The 21,156-nt window shown below is 38.0% G+C and carries 19 protein-coding genes; 2 read left to right on the plus strand and 17 right to left on the minus strand.

What is annotated here, in order from left to right:
- Positions 1 to 3: 3 nt before the first annotated feature.
- The 5 genes from OQ268_RS01400 to OQ268_RS01420 form a co-directional block, all read right to left on the minus strand.
- Positions 4 to 1,125 carry a DUF5007 domain-containing protein gene (locus OQ268_RS01400; protein WP_265854271.1) on the minus strand — a complete coding sequence of 374 codons (1,122 nt, stop codon included), beginning with the start codon at positions 1,123 to 1,125 and terminating at the stop codon, positions 4 to 6.
- Positions 1,126 to 1,127: 2 nt separating this feature from the next.
- Positions 1,128 to 2,237 (minus strand): fasciclin domain-containing protein, encoded by a 1,110-nt coding sequence (locus tag OQ268_RS01405; RefSeq protein ID WP_265854272.1) that lies wholly within the window; start codon positions 2,235 to 2,237, stop codon positions 1,128 to 1,130.
- Positions 2,238 to 2,248: 11 nt separating this feature from the next.
- On the minus strand, positions 2,249 to 3,760 hold the full coding sequence (locus OQ268_RS01410; protein ID WP_265854273.1) for a RagB/SusD family nutrient uptake outer membrane protein: 1,512 nt from the start codon (positions 3,758 to 3,760) through the stop codon (positions 2,249 to 2,251).
- A 34-nt stretch (positions 3,761 to 3,794) separates the two neighbouring features.
- Complete coding sequence (locus tag OQ268_RS01415; protein WP_265854274.1) at positions 3,795 to 6,800, minus strand: SusC/RagA family TonB-linked outer membrane protein; 3,006 nt, start codon at positions 6,798 to 6,800, stop codon at positions 3,795 to 3,797.
- Between the two features lie 550 nt (positions 6,801 to 7,350).
- Positions 7,351 to 8,865, minus strand: coding sequence for a SulP family inorganic anion transporter (locus OQ268_RS01420; RefSeq protein WP_265854275.1), 1,515 nt, complete (start codon positions 8,863 to 8,865; stop codon positions 7,351 to 7,353).
- Between the two features lie 939 nt (positions 8,866 to 9,804).
- Between OQ268_RS01420 and OQ268_RS01425 the strand changes: the two genes are divergently transcribed.
- The gene (locus tag OQ268_RS01425; protein ID WP_265854276.1) at positions 9,805 to 10,032 is read left to right on the plus strand and encodes a hypothetical protein; all 228 of its coding nucleotides are present in this window, start codon (positions 9,805 to 9,807) and stop codon (positions 10,030 to 10,032) included.
- Between the two features lie 224 nt (positions 10,033 to 10,256).
- Here the strand turns inward: OQ268_RS01425 and OQ268_RS01430 are convergent, their stop codons facing one another.
- The 12 genes from OQ268_RS01430 to tilS all read right to left on the minus strand — a co-directional run bounded on the left by OQ268_RS01430 (position 10,257) and on the right by tilS (position 18,786).
- Positions 10,257 to 10,676: a DM13 domain-containing protein gene (locus OQ268_RS01430; protein ID WP_265854277.1), complete on the minus strand. Its 420-nt coding sequence runs from the start codon at positions 10,674 to 10,676 to the stop codon at positions 10,257 to 10,259.
- 44 nt (positions 10,677 to 10,720) lie between these two features.
- Complete coding sequence (locus OQ268_RS01435) at positions 10,721 to 11,326, minus strand: outer membrane beta-barrel protein (RefSeq protein WP_265854278.1); 606 nt, start codon at positions 11,324 to 11,326, stop codon at positions 10,721 to 10,723.
- Positions 11,326 to 11,769: a YHS domain-containing (seleno)protein gene (locus tag OQ268_RS01440; protein ID WP_265854279.1), complete on the minus strand. Its 444-nt coding sequence runs from the start codon at positions 11,767 to 11,769 to the stop codon at positions 11,326 to 11,328. The genes OQ268_RS01435 and OQ268_RS01440 overlap by 1 nt, the downstream gene beginning before the upstream one ends.
- 31 nt (positions 11,770 to 11,800) lie before the next feature.
- The gene (locus OQ268_RS01445; RefSeq protein ID WP_265854280.1) at positions 11,801 to 12,271 is read right to left on the minus strand and encodes a YHS domain-containing (seleno)protein; all 471 of its coding nucleotides are present in this window, start codon (positions 12,269 to 12,271) and stop codon (positions 11,801 to 11,803) included.
- 89 nt (positions 12,272 to 12,360) lie between these two features.
- On the minus strand, positions 12,361 to 12,636 hold the full coding sequence (locus OQ268_RS01450; protein WP_265854281.1) for a hypothetical protein: 276 nt from the start codon (positions 12,634 to 12,636) through the stop codon (positions 12,361 to 12,363).
- An 11-nt stretch (positions 12,637 to 12,647) separates the two neighbouring features.
- A complete protein-coding gene (locus OQ268_RS01455; RefSeq protein WP_265854282.1) occupies positions 12,648 to 13,223 on the minus strand; it encodes a sigma-70 family RNA polymerase sigma factor in 576 nt (191 codons plus the stop codon).
- 69 nt (positions 13,224 to 13,292) lie between these two features.
- Positions 13,293 to 14,042, minus strand: a complete 750-nt coding sequence (locus OQ268_RS01460) for a DUF1223 domain-containing protein (RefSeq protein WP_265854283.1) — start codon at positions 14,040 to 14,042, stop codon at positions 13,293 to 13,295.
- Positions 14,043 to 14,367: 325 nt separating this feature from the next.
- On the minus strand, positions 14,368 to 14,814 hold the full coding sequence (locus OQ268_RS01465; RefSeq protein ID WP_265854284.1) for a KTSC domain-containing protein: 447 nt from the start codon (positions 14,812 to 14,814) through the stop codon (positions 14,368 to 14,370).
- Between the two features lie 243 nt (positions 14,815 to 15,057).
- Entirely contained in the window at positions 15,058 to 16,200 is a 1,143-nt protein-coding gene (gene bshA, locus OQ268_RS01470) for an N-acetyl-alpha-D-glucosaminyl L-malate synthase BshA (protein WP_265854285.1), read from the minus strand.
- Between the two features lie 192 nt (positions 16,201 to 16,392).
- Positions 16,393 to 16,842 (minus strand): hypothetical protein, encoded by a 450-nt coding sequence (locus tag OQ268_RS01475; protein ID WP_265854286.1) that lies wholly within the window; start codon positions 16,840 to 16,842, stop codon positions 16,393 to 16,395.
- Between the two features lie 123 nt (positions 16,843 to 16,965).
- Positions 16,966 to 17,454 carry a hypothetical protein gene (locus tag OQ268_RS01480; RefSeq protein WP_265854287.1) on the minus strand — a complete coding sequence of 163 codons (489 nt, stop codon included), beginning with the start codon at positions 17,452 to 17,454 and terminating at the stop codon, positions 16,966 to 16,968.
- Positions 17,455 to 18,786, minus strand: a complete 1,332-nt coding sequence (gene tilS / locus OQ268_RS01485; RefSeq protein WP_265854288.1) for a tRNA lysidine(34) synthetase TilS — start codon at positions 18,784 to 18,786, stop codon at positions 17,455 to 17,457.
- Positions 18,787 to 18,851: 65 nt separating this feature from the next.
- On the opposite strand from tilS, the gene OQ268_RS01490 reads away from it, so the two are divergent.
- Positions 18,852 to 21,155: an OstA-like protein gene (locus OQ268_RS01490; RefSeq protein ID WP_265854289.1), complete on the plus strand. Its 2,304-nt coding sequence runs from the start codon at positions 18,852 to 18,854 to the stop codon at positions 21,153 to 21,155.
- The last annotated feature ends 1 nt before the right edge of the window (position 21,156 follow it).

The raw sequence follows: 21,156 nt of genomic DNA on the forward strand, positions 1-21,156 counted from the left end.
TTCCTATTCGCTTGCGAACTTTGGATTGTCTGTTTTGAAATGGAAAACGATTTCCCAATCTCCAGCTTTATAAATTGCGAAGTCGACACCGAAACTCGCAATGGTACGTCCACCACCGAAAGCACCACGCGAATAGCTGATATTTACCTTAGCACGTGTACCACCTGTAGCGTAAAATGTTGGCACCTCTACTAAAGGAATTGGATAAGCTACATCGTACTGAACATATTCTGTTGTTTTCTGAACATTAAACCCATGGATCATTTTCTCCCAAACAGTTTCATTAAAAAAAGCTGGGTTAATGGCTACTGAATCTTTATTTAACACCTTAATTCTTAGCGAATGGCCATTGCCGCCTGTAAATGGCCTGATATACACCACCGCATCTTTCAAATCGTTATTGCTTACTAAGTTTTTATTAGAGTTAGCGCCGATTACATTATTTAAAAACGGACGGATGTAATCTCTTAACTTTTTATCAAGAGGAAATTTTGGATCGGGAGCAGGTAAGCCTGTAAATGCATTAAAGTCGTTAGATGGCTCGTAAGGTCTCTCTCTGTAAGGCCTAATTTGAAAATCTCTAACAAGTCTTTCGCCACCGGTATTTTTGATTTTTACATCGAAAAAACGGGTATCCTGCGCAAAATTAGTACTGTCTGTTGGCCTTGGGGTAATAAGCTGATTGGTAGAGGAACCCCAAAACACAAACTGTCCTGATGAACGGATTTCGAAAAGCGAATGCTGTTCCAACTTCCGTTTGGCTTCGATTTCTGCCAAAGATGTTTCTAGCCCTGTGTATGGTGCAGTCCAGACATACGTTGGTACTTTCTGAAATACATCTGTAACTGGTCTACCATCTCCATATCTGGCATTTACAACTTCGAAGATGAATGGAGCAGTAGAGTTATCTGCATTGAAGCCCCCGATAAGTGTGTTTCTTCCGATAATGGGTTCCAGCACTTTATTGCTAAAATTAACATTGTTGCTTAAGTAGTCTTTTTCTGTCGGTAAATCAAAAATCTTTTTACATCCAGAGAAGAGTGCTATTGCAAGTAAAACAAAGATCAGTTCTTTTTTAAACTGTGCTTTAGTTAGTTTATTTGGTTTATTTTTAATGTAATACATGCTTATTTCGATTTATTGATTGTCCATTCTGCCAATTGGAAAAGAGAACCGTTTCTTAGCTCGGTAATGTTAATCCTGTAATATTTGTAAGCCACGGTATTTGAACATCTAAACACTTTTTGCTGATATCTTTGCTCGAAGAAGAAATTGCTCACACGGTGTAACTCTGTCCAGTTAATACCGTCTTGTGATGCTTCGTAGGTCCAAGCTTTTGGATCACGTTCTGGCGCATCATTTGCAGATATTAGTGTATAAACTGATGATACTTCTGGTGTTTTTAGCATAAACTGCATCGTTAAGAAACCGCCCAAATCGGCTAAAAACTTAGTATGATCATCTCCATCAATTACTTTTTTAGAACTTTCTCCACTGGTTATCCCGCCACCATTTTCTCTATTGGATGAAAATGTACCACCTACGGTTACCATTAAATTTGGTGGAGGTGGAACAAAGGTTAACCTGGTAACGAAGCCATCGAAACCAAACACATGATCTGGTGCAACAACGTGAACCATACCATTTTTAGTTTTAATGTTATTTGATGCAGTTGTGGTTGTTGCCCAATTTCTGATAAACTTGCTCTTCTTGGTGTTGCTAAACTCTATATATTCTGGTCCGGCACCAACTTCGCCAGATGCTGAACTTCTAATTGCTTTGGCATGCATCGGATACCCAACTTTTACACTTGTAAGGTTTGCACCATCCTGCAGTTTCAAAGAATCGGTAGGTTTAACACCTCTTATAATATAGTAAGAGGTCATGGTGTCTAGTTGCACACCATCTATATTCGCTAGAAACAACGGATCTTTATCGGTCTGTTTACGCAGTGTGTTAAGGTTGCGCAATGCAAGTTGAAAACTTGGGTTAGTTACTGCAAACAGGGTAACATTACTATCAGTTAATGTACTTTTCAGCCCCATTCTGTCGATAGTAGCCAATAATGAATCGTAAACACCAGGCTTGCTTTTTAAATACTCGTAAGTATTTCCGGTAAATGGCTTAGCATCATTTTCTTCGTTATAATAGCCACCATTTTTTTTACATCCTTGATAAACAATAGCGAATAACAATAGCACTGTTACTCCGCTAATAGATTTTAAATACCTTTTCATATGTCTATTTATTATCGCCAGTAAGAATTTTGAGTTAATAAATTATTTTGAGATAGCAGTCTTCTTGAGATTGGCCAATAGATCCCACCGTTATTGATCAGCTGCATAAACTTGGCATCATTTTGTCTTATCTTGTTAAAACGAATCAAGTCGTACCACCTTTGCCCTTCTCCTAATAATTCCCTGTGTCGCTCTTCAAAAATAATTTTAAGCACGTCATCGGTTGTTTTGTATGGAGATTCAGTACCTGTGGTAATCCTCCTGGTAACAACATTATTCAACTCTGTTAATGCACCAATCTGATCACCCAAAACCGATAAAGCCTCTGCTCTCAAGAGCACGATATCTTCCAGTCTTGTAAAGATGAGTGCACTGGTGAAATACCTGAAATTAGGATCGTTACCACCACCTTGAATAACCTTAATCTTACTAAAAATTGGATATTTTCCATTTAGGTTAGTGAAATACCTTTCGAACTTCGATTCTCCTAACGTATCTATGGCGAAGCGTTCATCGTTAGGCAGGGTAAAATATTTTAATATCGAATCTTTAGTTAGATAAATATCTGGAATTGCTTTTGTTGTAAGGGGTTCTGCCAGGGTTAATTCTTCTAAATGGCCAGTTACGGAACCATCAATGTGGCCGTAATCTGAGTTGAAACCGAACATCTGACGGTTGTTCTTATTATAAAAGAAGCCGTTTGAGTTGCTAAGATCTTGTACACCTGTGTAACCGCCTCTACTTCTTCCGAAATTATCTTCAACAAATTTCGCATACTTGGCTACGTTAGAATAATCTCCATTCCAAGCAGCTAGATGGGCAAGCACGCCATATGCAGTTACTTTAGTGGCAAGAGCTCCGCCCCAACGGGTATTATCTGCATTGTAATAATCTCCCGGCTGTTGAATATCGCCACCGCTGTATACGAAAGGTAAATCTGTTGCTGCCTTTAACATTTCAGTTTCTGCCCAAGCCAATATTTTCGCTTGGCTTTCCCGAGGTTTATTTTCAAAGGTCCCCTCACTTGCAGTAGTTATGAATGGTACATCTCCCCAGATACGCACCATGTAAAAGTAAGCGAAGGCTCTTAAAAACCTGGCTTGCGCCATGTCGACAGTCATGTTGTTATCTGAATATCTTTTATCCGTTTGCTTAACATGGCCAACATTTTCCAAGAAAACATTAGCACCATTAACGATTGCATAAAAGCGTGTCCAGTCTGATAATGATTCTAGAACCGGATAAGATGCATTAAGGTTATTGCTTAAAACGGCTTTTAAATCCTGTCTCTTCGGACTAGAGAATTCGCCCGGCCTTACGTCTCCGTAAATCCAATGTCCGTTGTTATCAGATAAGGCAGATCTTGTTAAAGCGTAAACACCTAAAATTCCAGCTCTGGCATCCTCTACGGTATTCCACATGTTCTTTTCGCCCACAACCCGAACAGAATCTGCATCTATAGATTTATTACAACCTGTTGAGCACACTACCGAGAGTAAAATAAGGTATATTAAATTTTTCATCGTCGTTGATGTTTTATAATCTCTTCTTTCCATATTATAATTCCATTTTAACTCCTAAAGTATAAGTTCTTGGTATTGGCTGGCCGTAACCAGTATCGTAACCATCGTAGCTTACCAATTCTGGATCCTGACCAGTATATGGTGTGATAACAAATACATTATTTGCTGATGCATATACAAAAAGCTTATTCACTTTCATATTTTTCTTCTTAAGGAAAGCGCCCAAATCATATCCTACCGAAACTGAACGAAGTTTAAGAAATGATGCATTTTCTAGAAACAGATCCTGATCAACACGATAAGGAATTACGGTACTCCAAGGATTGTAAAGCGGGTATTTGGAATAGTCGCCACGTTTCTCCCAGAAAGTGATTTCCTTAATAGAGGTAATGTCTGTGTTACCTTCTCTGTTAATAAAATCGAAACGATTGGCCATTTCCTGATTAATTAACTTCCTTCCGATATTGAAATATAGATTCGTATTTAAACTCCAGTTTCCGTATTTAAAAGCGTTGTTAAAACCGCCAGCTAAAACAGGCATAGAATGTCCTTTTAATACTTTATCCTTTTCATCAATAATATTATCGCCATTTTGATCTTTCCATCGTGGATCTCCCGCCTTAAGCGCCGTGCCATTGTACTTTATCGGTTGACCATTCACTACTGGAACCTGGCTATCTGCAGTATAAATTCCCTCATTTTCAAGCAGCCAATATTGATCTACCGGTGATCCTACCTTAAAGAACCTGTTTCCAATTACAATTTCGTTTAATCCTCTTGGTAGCGCGGTAAGGTTATTTTGATTATGATTAAGATTTAGTGCGGTATTCCAAGAGAATTTGCTTTTTGAAATCACTTGTGCGCTCACTGTCAAATCAACACCTGTATTGGTTAATGCCATGCCACTTTCGATAGCTTGTTTATATCCATATTCTGCATACGATGGTATGCCCAATAACTGGTTTTTCTCTGCTTTAGTGTAGAAATCTACTGCCACATGCAAACGATTGTTAAGCATGGCTACATCAGCACCAATATTTAATTGATCAGCATACGACCAAGGAATATCATAACCAACCCAACCAAAACTATAAGGACGAGTAAGTACACCAAAAGCATTATAACCAGGAACCGTTAAGTTACCTGTATAACCTACCGATGCGGTATATTGTGGACCTTGAGCATAGCTATCGTAAGTAAATGTGCGCCCAATTCTTCCCGCACTAACTCTAAAAACTAAATCATTGATACTGGTTTCATCTCTTAAAAATTCATTTTTTAAGTTCCAGGCTGCAGAAACTGTTGGAGAGTAGAACCATCTCTTTGTTATCTGAGAGTTCGATGATCCATCTAAGCGCATAATTGCTGATAAAAAATACTTATCCTGAAAAGAATAATTTACTTTTCCATAGAATGATAAAAGATTATCAACTGTTTTATCTAGGAAGCGATAAGTTAATTCTTTAGGGAATGCAACTGGATTAAGATAATTCGGGTTATCCGCACCATCCTTTTTAGGATCAGAATCTAGCAAATTAATCTTGATATAATCGTTTACGCCTTTGTATGCATATGCATTGCTATACTTATATAAATCCCACATCATCGATTGCCCAAGCTCGAAATGGAAATCGTGTGTAGAAGCAATGTTTAAATTATAGCTGGCCTTATTATCTAATAATAACCTTTGATTAAAACCATAATAGTTTGAAGCATAACTTGTTCCCTGCATTAAGGTTCTGGCGTAGAAAACATCACGATAGCCCTCATTGTAATCTACATTAAATGATGAGCTAACTTCTATCTTACCAATATTAGCCTGCAATTTGGCGTAACCTTGGATACTGTTGGTTTTGTTATCATCAAAGCCTTTACTATGTTGGTCAAGGTAGCTAGCGTAATAATCTTTGTTAGGCGCAAGCGGGGCACTTAAATCTGGAAAATAGTTCACCTGTGTATAGCGATCCCTTAATGTGCGGTTTCGTGTTCTATTTAACCTGTTACCATTAATCATGGCAGAGAAAAGCAACCATTTTACAGGTTTCATATTAATATTGAAAGTGGCACTGTAACGGTCTAAGCCGGTTCCATCAGCCACACCTTCGCTTTTCGTATTACCTAGAGCAAACCTGAAATTGGCCCGGTCTGAACCACCTAACAAACCAACGTTAACACCATAAACCAATGCATTTCTGTAATATAAATCTGTCCAGTCTGATTTACCACTATATACATTATTTAATGAGTCACTTAAATATACCGGATATACTTCGTCATCAGAATACCTTCCATTAGAGGTATATATATCATAAAAGCGCTGTCTGAATTCGTTTTCATACCTACCGTTAATGGTGTTTACAGTTGGCTTCTGAACCATCCCGATGTAAGAATCGAAGCTTATTCTTCTGGCGATGCCATCTGGAGATTTCGATTTAAGTACAATTACACCGTTTACACCTCTTGGGCCATAAGTTGCAGTTGCAGCAAAATCGCTTAATACTTCTACTGACGCTATGTTATTAATGTCGATGCTGGTAAGCAAATTGGTTGCAGGGCCAATTCTATTAAAATCATACTGCTGAATATCGAATGCGAATGGGTGCTCTCCAATTAATGGAATCCCATCTAACACTACCAACGGCTGCGAAGCATACACATCCTTTTTTGAAAGGAGAGGCATCGCTACACCCCTTAAAAACATATTTTGAATTGTGCCTGGTTCGCCTGACGGCTCCTGAACATATAGGCCTGCAAAATTACCTTTTAAATTCTGCTGTAATGAGATAGCTGGAAATAAAGAAAGTTCTGGCGTACTTTTCGCAACTCCGCCAGATAGCTTATTGTAGATAGTTTTTTGCTTAATTTTCTCCAGACTATCTTTCCTTGTAGAATCTTTCTCGCCGATTTTAATCTTGGTAGTATCCTGGTAAAGAAAATGTCTGCCGTTTAGCGCTGTGCTGTTTGTGTTCTTCGCATAGCTTACTAAAACGTTTAACGTTAATGATGCAAAAAGCACATAACACACCCTTAAGTATCGCATAGTTAATGGATCTTTTAAATGATAAAAAAATGATTTTTAGAACCTTATTTCGCCTGAATTATAGTAAGTGAATCGAAGGTTTGGTGGTAGTTAGTTTGGTTAGTAGAGTTAGTTATCATGAATTTTATATTTGGTTTATTCAAATCTAAATATACTAAATCGTTTTAACAAGAAAATATCATTTTTAGCATATTTTTATTGAAATAAGGGTATCATTATCATATCATTAACATAAATGTCATTTTAACATTTAATATTTAATATTTGGTCGATACAATGCTCATTTAGCGGCGAATGATTTTATCATCGGAAGGTCAATTTATTAGAAATTCATAATAAATTCATGGAAATTATTCGAAACAAAGGGAAAACAGACGAAACCGTTATGAGGGTCTGTTGATTTTTGTCAACAGTCTAAAAGAGCGTTATTAATAATAATAAGAAGTGGTTTGGGCAGATGAAATTTTCCCCAATAAAATCTGGTATAAACGTTAGTTTTTACTGTTTCAATCGAGAGCTCGTTTACAGGACAAAATTCGTGATATCACGATCAAATATTGTCATCGATAACATTCACCTGTATTATCTTGTCGGCATTTTTAAGGAGACGTTTACAATCGGCACTCAAATTTTTAAGGTATAGCTTTTTATGTTGCGCATAGTAGCGGTCTGTTATCTTATGCAGGGCATCTATGCCAGACATATCATAAACCCTACTATCCTTGAAATCGACAATTACAATATCAGGATCCCCTGCAATGTCAAACTTCTCATTAAATGCCGTAACAGATGCAAAGAACAGTGGCCCATAAATTTCATAATATTTTGCACCATCAGCAGTGGTATACTTCTTTGCCCGAATTCGTTTCGCACTTTCCCAAGCAAACACTAGGGCAGATATAATTACGCCAACTAACACTGCCAATGCCAAATTGTGCAACCATACCGTAATTATAGCAACCAGAATACCAATAAAAATATCTTGCCTGGGCATTTTGTTAATTACCCTAAAGCTCATCCATTCGAAGGTGCCAATAGCTACCATCATCATGACCCCTACCAGCGCTGCCATTGGTACCCTTTCAATAACAGGAGCTCCAACGAGTATGATGATCAAAATAGTTAACGCAGCAACAATCCCAGAAAGACGGGCCCTGGCACCTGCGGAAAGGTTAACCAGCGTTTGGGCAATCATCGGACATCCGCCCATACCTGTAAAAAACCCATTTGTTATATTGGCGATGCCTTGTGCTATGCTTTCCCGATTACCATTTCCCTTGGTATCGGTAATTTCATCAACCAGGTTCAAAGTAAGTAAACCTTCAGTTAAACCTACACCAGCCATAATTAATCCGTAAGGAAAAATGATTTTTAGTGTTTCTAAATTCAAAGGTATCTGCGGAATATGGAAAGGTGGGAATCCTCCGCTTACGGAAGCTATATTTTTAACCAACTTAGTGTCTATTCCAGTAATAAAAACCACCAAAAAAACAACTATGATGGCCACCAAAGATGATGGAATTGCTTTGCTTAATTTGGGGAAAAAAACCACAATTGAAATAGTAAGTGCTACCAAAAACAGCATAGTATATAGAGCCGCCCCGCTTAACCAGGTTACGTCGCCGTTTACTACGGTTTTAAATTGCTCCATCTGCGACATAAATATGATTACCGCCAGGCCATTTACGAAACCGAACATCACTGGTTGCGGAACTAAACGTACAAATTTACCGAGTTTAAAAAGCCCAACTATAATTTGTATAAGCCCTGCCAAAGCAACCGCGGCGAAAACATATTCTATGCCATTACTCTTCATTAAGGCTATAAGTACTATAACAGTAGCCCCGGCACCGCCAGATACCAAACCTGGCCTGCCACCAAGTACTGCCGTTACCAAGCCCATGATAAATGCGGCATACAAACCCGTAAGTGGCGGAAAGCCGGCTAGAATGGCAAAGGATAACGATTCTGGAATCATCGTCATGGCAACAGTTAAACCAGCAAGGATCTCTGTTTTATAATCTATCTTCTTCGAGAAATCGAAAAGTTGCAAATAGGGTTTCATTAGGAGAAATTTTAATTCGCAAATATCAGAATTATTAAACTAGTATGCCTAAAAAGATAAAATCAGAAAAGTACATACCAACCTAAACCAACTTACATACCGAAACATTTATAAGACAGGAATTGGTTCGTGAGCAACAGCGGTAAGTTAACACCTGCTGGATGTATGGTTTACGCATCTTGAGCTGCATACCTATTTGTAAACAGCAAAGCAACTTATAATGCGATTGCCTAGCGTTTCCAGGTCTCGGCAGATTGAAATTAGTTTTGGATTCAACTAATAGAAAACCATGGCCTAAACCCTAAATCCATCACCGTACTAGCCGAAGACGGAATAGATGATTCCCAACACACGTCAAATCTGGTTAGCGAATATGCTGTAATCGAAGTTTATGCAGTAATAACCGTTCGTGACAAGGCAAACAAAACCTGCCCCTACTTTTCAGGTGAGATAGTTATCATCATTACTTCCCAAACCCAGCAAAATTAGAGGTACTGATGATGAAATATTGAATGAATTTAGATGGTAAGAAACATGATAAAATCTATGAAGCTAACCTCAGACAGAAGCACCTTTGACACCGTAATGTAATTGACTATACACAACTTGCTGAAACAAAACTAAAATTTCAGCGATGGAAATTGGCATGGCATGGATTATTTTATCCTTTGATCTTCACCTTTTTGAGATAAATGATATTAGTTCTAATTCGCTGTAAGGTTTTCTTATATACCCCGACTAACGAGAAAATCTTTCAATGAATTATTACAACGTATCTACTAGCAAATTGGCACCCTGGATAGAAAAGGACATATGGAGCATTATTTTAACGTAACAGTAAGCTATATAAATAATCAAGCTATTCTTCACAGGTTAGACCCGTGGTTGTTCGCCACTCTCTACCTGTTGAGTAAATTCCTTTTTTTAATATTCATCTCAATGGCAGTAAAAAGGCTAAAAAATAAGCGTCCAATACTGTTATCGCTCTTACTATCGGCCTTGGGTTATAGCCTACCCTATTTATATATGGTAATTTCTGGCAAAAATATTCCATTTTGGGTATATCTTGTTATTACGCTAATTTATGTTTTTAGCGGATGGTCTATTTACAGAAAACTTCGACAGGTAAGATTAGCAGCAGAAATAGAAAAAAATGCCATTCTTTAAACAACATTTGGAAAAAAAAATCTGCTGGGTACAATTGAAGGAACTAGGATTTACCTAAGAGGGCAATTCCTAGTTCGTCTCTCAGTGCTCATAACCATGCATTGTACATTTTGTATCGAAAATCAAAGCAGGGAAAAGGCTTAATCATATTCCCCTGGGAAATTACGGTATTGCAAGATGCCTTGATAGGTAAGCTCAGCAAATATTCAGGCGTCTCAATTGGTTTATAGCTCTAATGTTGCGTAACCAAACAGATGACTAAATCGCTGGCAATAAACCAAAGCATATTTATAGTCTTTAGGCATTGTTCCTGCAGGTATTGCATACAGTTGGTTCCCACTAACTGATTTTAGCTCTCCCAAATTAATAAAGCTTACTGGATTGATTTCTTTACTGAGGTAAACTTTTAAATCAGGGCCATTACTGCTGGAGAAATTTTCAAAAGCAAGTTGAAATCCATCGCCAACCATATATACTCTAGCCGTGCCGGTAACATTACCATACGGTCCGTTTGTAAAATTACCCATAGTTTTTACAACTGCAGTTGCGTCTACCTTTTCGTTTAGAGCAACTGTAGGGGTATTTTCCTTTTTGCAACTCATAAAAAGGAACATCATCATTGATAAAAAGATTATATTTTTCATTTTGATCTTGTTTAGAATTAATGACTATAAAGTTGTAATGAAGCCTACATTAAGCTGAACCTAGTGCCAATACAATATGTAAAACCTTGCAAGCGGTACTGTTGCACCTGCAATGACGAGGTAAAATAAGTTGCTTCCAAATAAATGTGCTGCAGAAAAGCTGAATTTGTTTTATAGTTGAGCCTGCTTCCTGCTTTACCGAAAACACTATTTCTAAAAATTTTCTGCTGGGTGGTTACCCTAGCGGCAATATCGTTAGTTACCTTAGGTTCGCTAAAGCGCTGAAATCCTGGCCCTGCATATAAGGAAAGACTTAATTTAGAAGGTGAAATTTTAAACGAATATCCGCCACTTAAACTAAGTTGAAACAAACCGCTGTTGGCATCCTTAAACAAAAATTCAGTCGAATTTTCACGTATTAGCTGATTGTAGCCAATAGAATTTAAGTTGGCATCACCCTGTATAAACCAATTCTTTTTTAGCTGAAGCTGCAAACCCGAATTAAATGTAACCGATGATTGAAGTACGGAGGAATGTTGACCCGGAAAACTAATGATGCCGACACCAGTATTGGCGGTAATTTTTGGACTATCTTGTGCGTATAGCACCGACCCTATTAGCGTGAACAGGAAAAAAAAGAGGCCTCTCATTACCCTTTATTTTTGATAATAGGCCATTTTTCATCTGCAGCTTTAATACGCTCCGTTTGTTCTTTTGTCCACATCTCTTTTACCTTAACATTATAATTGAAATAAAGCTTATCATCTACAACAGTCCAGGTATCGGCCTGGGTAGGGGCTTTATAATTATTGGAGCAGCCATATGCGCAATAGCCGCCATACTGTGGTGCGAATTTCTCTGGATCGGCTTTGAACATAGCCATGTTTTCGGCACTTGCAAAAAGCCAGGTTACATCTTTCCATTGATAAGAAAGGGTATCTACACCTTTTAAAGCTTTAGCCTGGGTAAAAAATGCTACCGGATCAAACCCTCTAATGGCTTTGCCTCCTGGGGCAAAAATCTCCGATTGCTGTGCACTGGCACTAAATAAAATAAACAAAGAGAGTGCGGCAACGATTAATGTTCGTTTCATAATATTGGTTTTAATAAGTTTTAGATTTTAGTTACTTTAAGAATTTAGCCCAACTGGCATCAGCCTTGGTTTTCAGGTTTTTCTCGTCCTTATTCCAGGTTTTTTTGGTATTGTTAAAGAATTTATTGTAGAAGAGGTAAAGTTTACCATCCACAATTTTAAAAGTTTCTGGGTCTATCTCCACTTTTTCTCCGGTATCGCCCATCGCATAGGCACACCAACCACCGTATTGTGGTTCGTATTTTTCGGGATTAGCTTTAAAAAGTGCTTTGTTTTGGTTGTTGGCAAAACGATAAGTGATCCCATCATTAATCAGGGTGATATCACTTTTGCCTTCAGTAGCTTTCTGTGTAGTAAAATAGGCTACAGGATCATAACCTTCGATGGCCAACGCAGATTTATCAATGTTAAATTCTTTTTTTCGCTCGCTGGCGTTTTGAGCGAATACTCCACCAATAGACGTTGTAGCAATCAGGAGTAATAGCAGAATAGATTTTTTCATTTGCTGTAAGGATTTAATGTTTGGTGTTTTTCCTTCTTGGTAGGCCTTACTGCATATACCTTACAACAAATGATGAATTTTTAACACTTTTATTTTTTATCTAACTCATGCTCAATTGTTTCCTGTAGTTTCGCTTTAAAATCATCAGTAAGTACATCATTTTTTTGCGCAGTGCTGCTAAAAATATCTTTGGTTAGCCTGGTGATAAAGATACTTTGGCGCTGATACAACCTACATACAGCACATCCGGTCAGGTGAAAACTTAACTCTACTCTTTCCTTCAAGGAGAGGGTTGTGAGCTGCTTTTTTTCTATTAAAAATGTGGCTTGCTTACAATTATAGGTTATCGATTTTAGGTTATTCATATTGATGATATTTAGAGCCAGTTTTTTTGCAGGCAACTTCTTAAATTTAATTTCGCTCGGTGCATAATTACCCAAAAATTGGTAGGGGTAATGCCCAATCCACTACAGATTTGTTCAGTTAGTTCATCTTCCACATGTTTCAAAGTGAAAACAGCAAACCAAAGGTTCGGGAGTTTTTTAAGGCATTGTTGCATGATGTTTTCAAATTCTTTTTCCACCAAGGGATCTTTTGTAGACACAAAATCTGCAGGCCTATGGGCGGTGTTCCAATGCCCGTCTCCACTATCAAAAAAATCCTGTTCTTCTACCTCATGATGTTGTTCCGCATTTCTTAATCCAGATGATTTCTTACGATAAACATCGATGATCTTGTATTTAAGGATGGCAGTTAACCAGGTTTTCTCAGTACTCTTTCCCTCAAATCCTTCTACTTTTTGCAAGGCCGCCAAAAAAGTATCTTGCACTAAATCCATGGCTAACTCGGGGTCATTTATTCTTGATAAGGCATATCCATACAAATAATCAGAATAGTGCGCTACCCATAGTTGCGGTTTCAACACTTGGGTTTCTAATGTGCTATTCAACATAGGGCTATTTCTTTTTTAAGAGGATGATTTCGAAGGATATCTGAAAATGAATACAGCATGTTATGATAATTAGAAACTTTTTCGCGTTGCACCGCTGATTTTGCCTACACCTGATGATTGTACAAAGCCGATGATCTCATACTTAGTCGGATCAAATGTTGATGGAAGCTGTAGCAGTACGGTTTTAGCTTTTGCAGTAGAGGGTAAAGTTTGCTGATCACGTACAACCTGAACATGCGATAACTTCAACCCCCTATTTTCACCATTTAATACGTTCGAACTTGCCACTTTCTGAACGAGTGAAATTTTAATTTCGTCGTTTGGATTTGCATCCACTACGGAGAAAGATACCTTAGCTGTATTTTTATCTACAACTATGTCATCAATACTTAGTTTTGCGTTTTGTATTGAAGATGTATTTTTAGCCAATTCGCTCCTTAACCTGCGTTCATCTGAACCTACAAATTGAGCGGCCCCATTAACAATAAGCTGTGGGGTGTAAATAGAGCCAAGCTTAAAATAATCGCCATATTGATACTGCCTGGCAGAATATGCCGGTTTACTAAAAGGGTCTTTCCACCCTAACCTGTTCCAATAATCTACGTGATAGGTAAGGATAAAAACCTCCTCGCCTTTAAACTCACGGTTTATTTTTGCAATGAGTGCATCAGCAGGCGGACAACTAGAGCATCCTTCTGAGGTAAACAGTTCTAATACAACCGGCGATGATTTCGGGACTGGTGGTTTATCAGCTGCATTTAACAATGAGATTAGTCCCACAGAAAGAATTAACGTGGCAATTAAAGTTATACGTTTCATAGCATATGGATTAGTGAAAATTATAATCAACTAACACTTGGTCGTACGCCAGAGCTAATCCTTACAATAAATTATGTTTAAGCTGCGCAGGTAAATAATACGGGCATGAAGATGAGATTTCTTCTCCCAGATCCTTTAGGCAAGTTATCCTAGCAATAAAAAACTAAGATACCTCGCTAGGCTAAGATATAAGACTTGACTAAAACGTAACCTTTACCGAATCTGGAGCGAGATAGGATTCGCTATAATAAACGCGTTAAAAAGACTCCATAAAAAAAAAGACTTACTAGGTCTAGTAAGTCTTTAAAAGCTTTATTAAGAATTTTTAAACTGTTTCTGCCACCTTCGCAACGTTACGATATGGGTATGAGTTACAAATATGACGGCGGGCAAATCTACCTGGCGAATCTGCGTTTACTAATTTAATATATATGGCACGAGGTACATCAAAATATTCATATGCACTTCCATCAAAAAACTGAATATTTAATACCGATTGCTTATATTCGAAATCCATGATATTTGAATTCAATATCGTCTGGTTGTATACTTCGATGTTTTGTTCGCGGGTTTCTGGTGCAATACTTACCAAAAAATGATAAGCTTCGATAATTTCTTTACTCTTTGCTTCTGCCGCCAATTTTTCTTCTTCCACTTGAAATTTATCGGGATGGCACTCCTTCATCATTGTACGATATACTGACTTAAGCAACGCTAATTCAGCAGTTTTCTCTACGTTTAAAAGCTTCCTGTAATCTACTATTTTCTTCATTTGGCGCAAAGGTACGATTTATAATCATTTGATTTTGAGAAACTTTTAAATTGATGAATGAAAGTTGCTTTTTGATATCTGAGAAACAATGATTTATCGGAATTAAAAAAAGTCATTCAAAATATCCTTCGAATGACTTGAAAATATAGACGGGAGATTTAGAGACTCAACTATGTAAATGCAAAACTATTTTCGCTGCAGAAAATATAGAGATAAATCCTTTACCCCATAAATATACAATTTTTATGGCTTAACCTGAAACGAATTTTCAATTACTGCCTCATAAAATTCTACATAGTAGGGAAGTATCTTTTTTAGATCAAAGTCTTGCGCCCGTTTAAATGCATTCTCTTTAAAGGTACTTAATATCTCGTCGCTTTTTAAGATGGAAATTGCGTTGGCAGCCATTGCATCTACATCGCCAACATTACTCATGTAGCCACAAAAACCATCAACATTTAGCTCTGGTAAACCGCCAGCATTAGTGGTTATTGCTGGAACCTTGCATGCCATAGCCTCCAATGCAGCCAAACCAAAACTTTCTGATTCTGATGGCATCAAAAAGAGATCAGACACAGACAGAATTTCCTCAACCGCGTCTTGTTTACCAAGGAAGCGTACATGGTCACAAATATTTAAGCTACGGCAAAGCTGCTCGTCGTAAACCCGTTCAGGACCATCGCCAACCATCAATAATTTAGATGGAATTACTGCCTGCACTTTTTCAAAAATGCGGATTACATCAGCTGTACGCTTAACTTTCCTGAAATTTGATGTATGGATAAGAATACGTTCGTTATTTGGCGCAATTGCTTTCTTAAAATGGTCTTTGGCTTGTAAGCTGAAGCGACTAAAATCTATAAAGTTTGGAATAACTTTAATGTCTTTGGATATTTCAAAATGGTTGTATGTATCTTTTCTCAGGTCATCAGATACGGTTGTAACACCATCACTTTGGTTAATAGAGAATGTAACTACCGGCTTATAGGTAGGGTCTTTTCCTACCAGAGTAATATCGGTGCCGTGCAATGTTGTAACCACAGGAATATGAATTCCATAACTTGCCAAAATCTGCTTAGCCATAAAAGCGGCCGAGGCATGTGGAATGGCGTAATGCACATGCAACACATCTAATTGTTCGAATCGAACCACATCTACCAGCTTGCTGGCGAGCGCAGATTCGTATGGCGCATAATCGAACAGCGGATAGTCTCTAACTGATACTTCGTGGTAAAATAAATTCGCAGAGAAAAAGTCGAGCCGTGCGGGCTGGCTATAGGTAATAAAGTGAACTTGGTGCCCTTCATTTGCAAGTGCTTTTCCTAGCTCGGTTGCAACTACCCCACTACCGCCAAAGGTTGGGTAGCAAACAATTCCTATCTTCATTTTTAATGCGTTGTTGTTATTGCAAATGTAGCCCATTTTAATGTATTATACATGTCGGCATATTGCAATAAAAAGGATACGTTACATACATTCATCAGCCATTTCAGGCGTGAAGCACCTAACATGAACAAGGACTATTCTACGAATGAAATCTGAACCAAAGAATATAGTAGTAGCTGCAGCAGAAGTAAACTAATTGGAAACGAACAGTATATTTGGTTTCCTATAGCCAAGTTTACGTTCCTCACGCTGTATTTGATCACGAATGTCTTCTACATTTGCAATTTGCTTAGCCAATCGTTCCAGGGCTTTTTGCGCATTCTGACCATCATTACGGGCTTTCTTGGCTGTCTTTTCTACTACCTTTAGATCGTTGCTGTTTTTAGATGTGCTACTGGACTTATCTGCCGAGGCATTTGCATCCCCTTCTGCTTCTACAAGCTTGATTCGCAATTTTTCTACCTCCGCTTCTTCTTCCGCCTCCTTAATTTTTAAAGCTAAAACCTTATTATTCATTTTCAAAATCTCAACACGGGTGGTTAACACCGCTAAAGAGTCTTTAGATACCCTAGGTGAATAATTTTGGGCGAAAGCAGCACATGTGCCACAAACTAACAAGCAAGAAACTAAAAATTTTTTCATAACCATCTACTTTAAGTAAATCGTTATTCAATTCAGGTGCCTTAACTAAAAGGTCTATTTTAAAGCAATTGCAGGCTTATCTAAAAAATACCGGCGATTTCTGAGCATTTTTCTCCACAGGTATTATTTAAAAGTTCGCATTTCTTCTTTAATGACCAGGAAAAGTTCGTTGGGTCTTTGCGTACCAATGAAGTATTCCAACCCATCTCTATCTGTTAATACTACTGCATCTTTACCAGAAGAATAGAAACGGATTGTGCCTTTTGTATGCAAATTGTAAACGGGATTGTTAAAAAAATATCGGCTGTAAGTAGCTTTTCTTACGTCTACAATGCTATTCAGATCGATTTTAACACGCTTGGTGGTCCATAATCCATCTAAAATTAAGCTCCCGTTCTCTACAACGGTTTTATATTGAATTAGAAAAAGGAGCAACATTGAAACGCCAATTATTCCAAATCCAACAACTAAAAATAAGTCTTGCGTATTGCCACGGTCGCGTTCATAAACGTATACACCAAAACAAAACGCAGCCATAATTAATCGAATGAAAATCCGTACATAATCGCGACCAATGAATTGTTTTTCGATAAAGGCGTATTTGCTTTCCACTTAATAATTTTTGAGTTCGAATATAACAACTTTTTTGGTTGCACTGGTTAATTTATATCTATTATCCTGCCGCATACCTACAATCCAGATAATTTCGCCGTTACCGTTAATTAGCAATGGAATTTGGTGTTTTATATGTAGAGGCACTTTTTCATTAATAAAATAATCGCTAACCTTTTTCAGCTTACGCATTCCTAGCGGGATAAATTTATCTCCACTTTCCCAATTACGTAATACCAGTGGATATATGAGGTCGTTAGTGCTTATAAAAGCCCGTTTGGCATCACTCGCAAATTGTAACCGATCTGTATAATGGATACCAATTTCATAATCGGCAAAATTTATTTCTGCTGTTGTAGGATGAATGAATTGATTGCGTTCATTTTCTTTAGCTCTCCTCGTAATAATTAAATAATCTCTATTGATTATCGCTTGATGACTTAAACTAAAAAAATGCGTTCCACTTAAGGCCTCCAGGGCCGATAAAATTTCGCCGGTTACATGTTGGGAAAATCCAAAAGGCTTAAGCAATTCAAACACCAAGAGCTTTTGAGGATGCAAATTTTTAAGCGCTGCAATTTTGATGTAATTACCATCTTCACGTTGGTCTATTATTTCCCGAGATAAATTGGCCACCTCAAGGGCCAGAAACGATTCAATTTCCGCAAATCTCTGGATATTATCTGCGAACGTTTGCGCTAAGTTTGGGTTTATTGCTTGAAGATGCGGAATCACTTGTAAGCGAAGCCTATTGCGGGTGTAGTTTGTAAGCTGGTTCGAACTGTCTTCTACAAAATTGATGTCATTTAAAATTACCAAGTCATCAATTTGCTGGCGGTTAAGAAATAGCAAAGGCCTGATTAATCGATCTCGTTTTGGAGCGATGCCATGTAGACCGCTAATGCCAGTACCACGTACCAAGTTAATAAGAACGGTTTCTACGGCATCATTCTGGTGTTGAGCCAATGCAATGAAATCATAACCATGTTGGGCACGAATTTCCTCAAACCACGAATAGCGTAGATCTCTCGCCGCCATCTGGGTAGAAATTTTATGCTCCAGCGCATATTTTTTAGTATCAAATTGCGTTATATAGATCGGGAAGCCGAGGGTGTTAGCTAATATTTTTACAAAATTTTCATCTCGCTGTGCCTCATCACCCCGTAAATTAAAATTACAGTGCGCCACTCCAACATCTGCTCCAATTGCTTTAAATAAATGCAACATTAATACCGAATCTTTCCCACCGCTAACAGCTAAAAGAACTTTATTACCCTCAGCAAACAACTGGTGTTGCGCTATAAATTCTCGAAATTGTTGTAAGGGTAACATCCACCAAAAATATTTAATTTTAACTGGTATTCCGAACGTTCGGAACAAAAAACTAACTTTGTAAAGTGCAGAAACTATTTGTCTTTCTTTTTTTATCGATTGCCCCTTTTATTGTATTCGGCCAACAAGTAGGTTCGAAGATCAAAATCGTTTCTTACTCAAAAATTCGTGGCGATGTTAAAAATAAGATTAACTATCTACGCAATCCGGTTTTTCAACAAGACAATGCAACGTTAAGTTGCGATAGTGCAGTTTTTTATAGCGAGCGCAATTATTTCGAAGCTTACCAAAACGTACATATCAACCAGCTTACCACCGATATCTATTCTGATCAGCTGGAATACGATGGTAACAAGAAACAGGCTCACTTAACGGGCAACGTTCGAATGGTGGATCCGACCACTGTTTTAACGACCAATATTTTAGACTACAATACGTTGAGTAAAATTGGAACTTACACCAGTGGTGGAAAGATTGTAAACCAACAAGTTACTTTAACCAGCAAAAACGGTTATTACTTTAACACCACCAGCGATGCGTATTTTAGGTACGATGTAGTGGTAGTTACGCCTCAGGTTACCATCAAATCAGACACCATGCGTTACAACACGCAAACAAAATGGACCTACTTTTACGGACCTACCAATATCAAAGGCAAAGATGATAATCTTTATACAGAGAATGGTGCATATAATACCATGACTGAAGATGCATATTTTGGAAAGAAAAACCTTTACACGCAAGGAACACGTTCTTTAAAAGGTGATAGCCTTTATTACTTCGGGAAAGTTGGTTACGGAAAGGCGGTTAAAAATATCGTTTTCTCTGATACCAAAGATAAGATGAAAATGTTTGGGGATTTAGGCTATTATTACAAGGCAGACCAAAGAACCTTGGTTACACGAAATGCCTACCTAGGCATAGGCACTGAAGATTCTATCGAAGTGAAAGGGAAAAAGCGCCCTGATAGTTTATGGATGGGAGCCGATACACTGGAGACGCAAATGGTATTGCAAAAAACCCTGAAGCTGATCCCGAAGATATCGATAAAAGCCGACAACGAGATTGGGGAAGACGATGAAGCTGAGCCTAAGGAAAAACCTGAGCGCTCTGCCAGCCAAGCTGTAGCGGGTAAAGCTACAGAGGCTACGCCAAGAAAAACGCCTGCGTCGAAAAATAAACGTGGTAAAGCCGATAAAAATGCAGTTGGTGGAACTGGTGAAATGAAAAATATCACAGACAGTACAATTGTGAAAGTAGATTCTGCTACTAAGAAAATAATTACAAAGGATTTAGACAGCCTTGGAAAATCGAAAATTCTGAAAACCGCAGATAGCATTAAACAGAAGTTGATTACAAAAGGGGCAGATAGTTTAGTAGTACGCGGTAAAAATGCCATTTCTGGCGATCCGCAAAAGATTAAAACGGTAACCGACAGCTTGGCAAAAAACACTGGGAAACTTGTTGCAAAAACCGTAAACAGCAAAACTCTTGGAGGACTGCAGGCAGGGATTTCCAAAAACGACACTACAAAATTTAATCCTGCAGATACGGTGCAAGCACGTATTATAAAGGCCTACCATGGGGTAAAAATTTTTAAAACAAATATCCAGGCCAAAACAGACAGTTTATTCTACACGAGTGCCGATTCTACATTGCGCTGTTATCAGAACCCCATGATTTGGTCGGAAGGGTCACAACAAATTGCCGACACCATTTACGTTCAGTTTAAAAACAAAAAGTTAAACAATTTACAAGCCATCAGAAATGCTTTCTTGGTAAATACGCCTAAAGATTCATTACGTTTTAATCAAATAAAAGGACGTTTAATGACTGGCTTTTTTAACAAGGGAAAGCTGAAAACGATGTATGTAGATGGTAATGCCGAAAGCATTTACTACACGCAAGACGACAGCACCAAGGTTTACAAGGAGATGAACCAGACATTAAGCAGCAGGATCAAATTTATTTTCCAGGATAATGAAAATGATATTCAGGATATTGTGTACATAAAAGGCGTAGAAGGTGCGCTAAACCCGGAGAGCAAGATTGAGAAAGACCATGTACTTAAAGGATTTTCATGGAAACCAACCGAGCGTCCGAAAAGCAAAAAGGATGCTATCGGATCATCTGGCAAAGCGAAGCCAAAGCCTAAAAGTACGCCCGGTGCCAAGGCGCCAGCAAAATCTGTAACCACTCCCAAAAAGCCAATAGCGATACTAAAAATACCTGCGGAAAAGCGCAATACGCCGAAAGCAGATTCTTCGAGTAAGCAAGTTCCTCAGATAAAGCTAATAGACACAAACAAAGTTGGAATGAAGCCCGTTTTGCAAAAAACTGATACAACCAAGCTCAAAGAAGTAAATTGAA

Source organism: Pedobacter sandarakinus (assembly GCF_026240095.1).
In the GTDB taxonomy this organism is placed as follows: domain Bacteria; phylum Bacteroidota; class Bacteroidia; order Sphingobacteriales; family Sphingobacteriaceae; genus Pedobacter; species Pedobacter sandarakinus.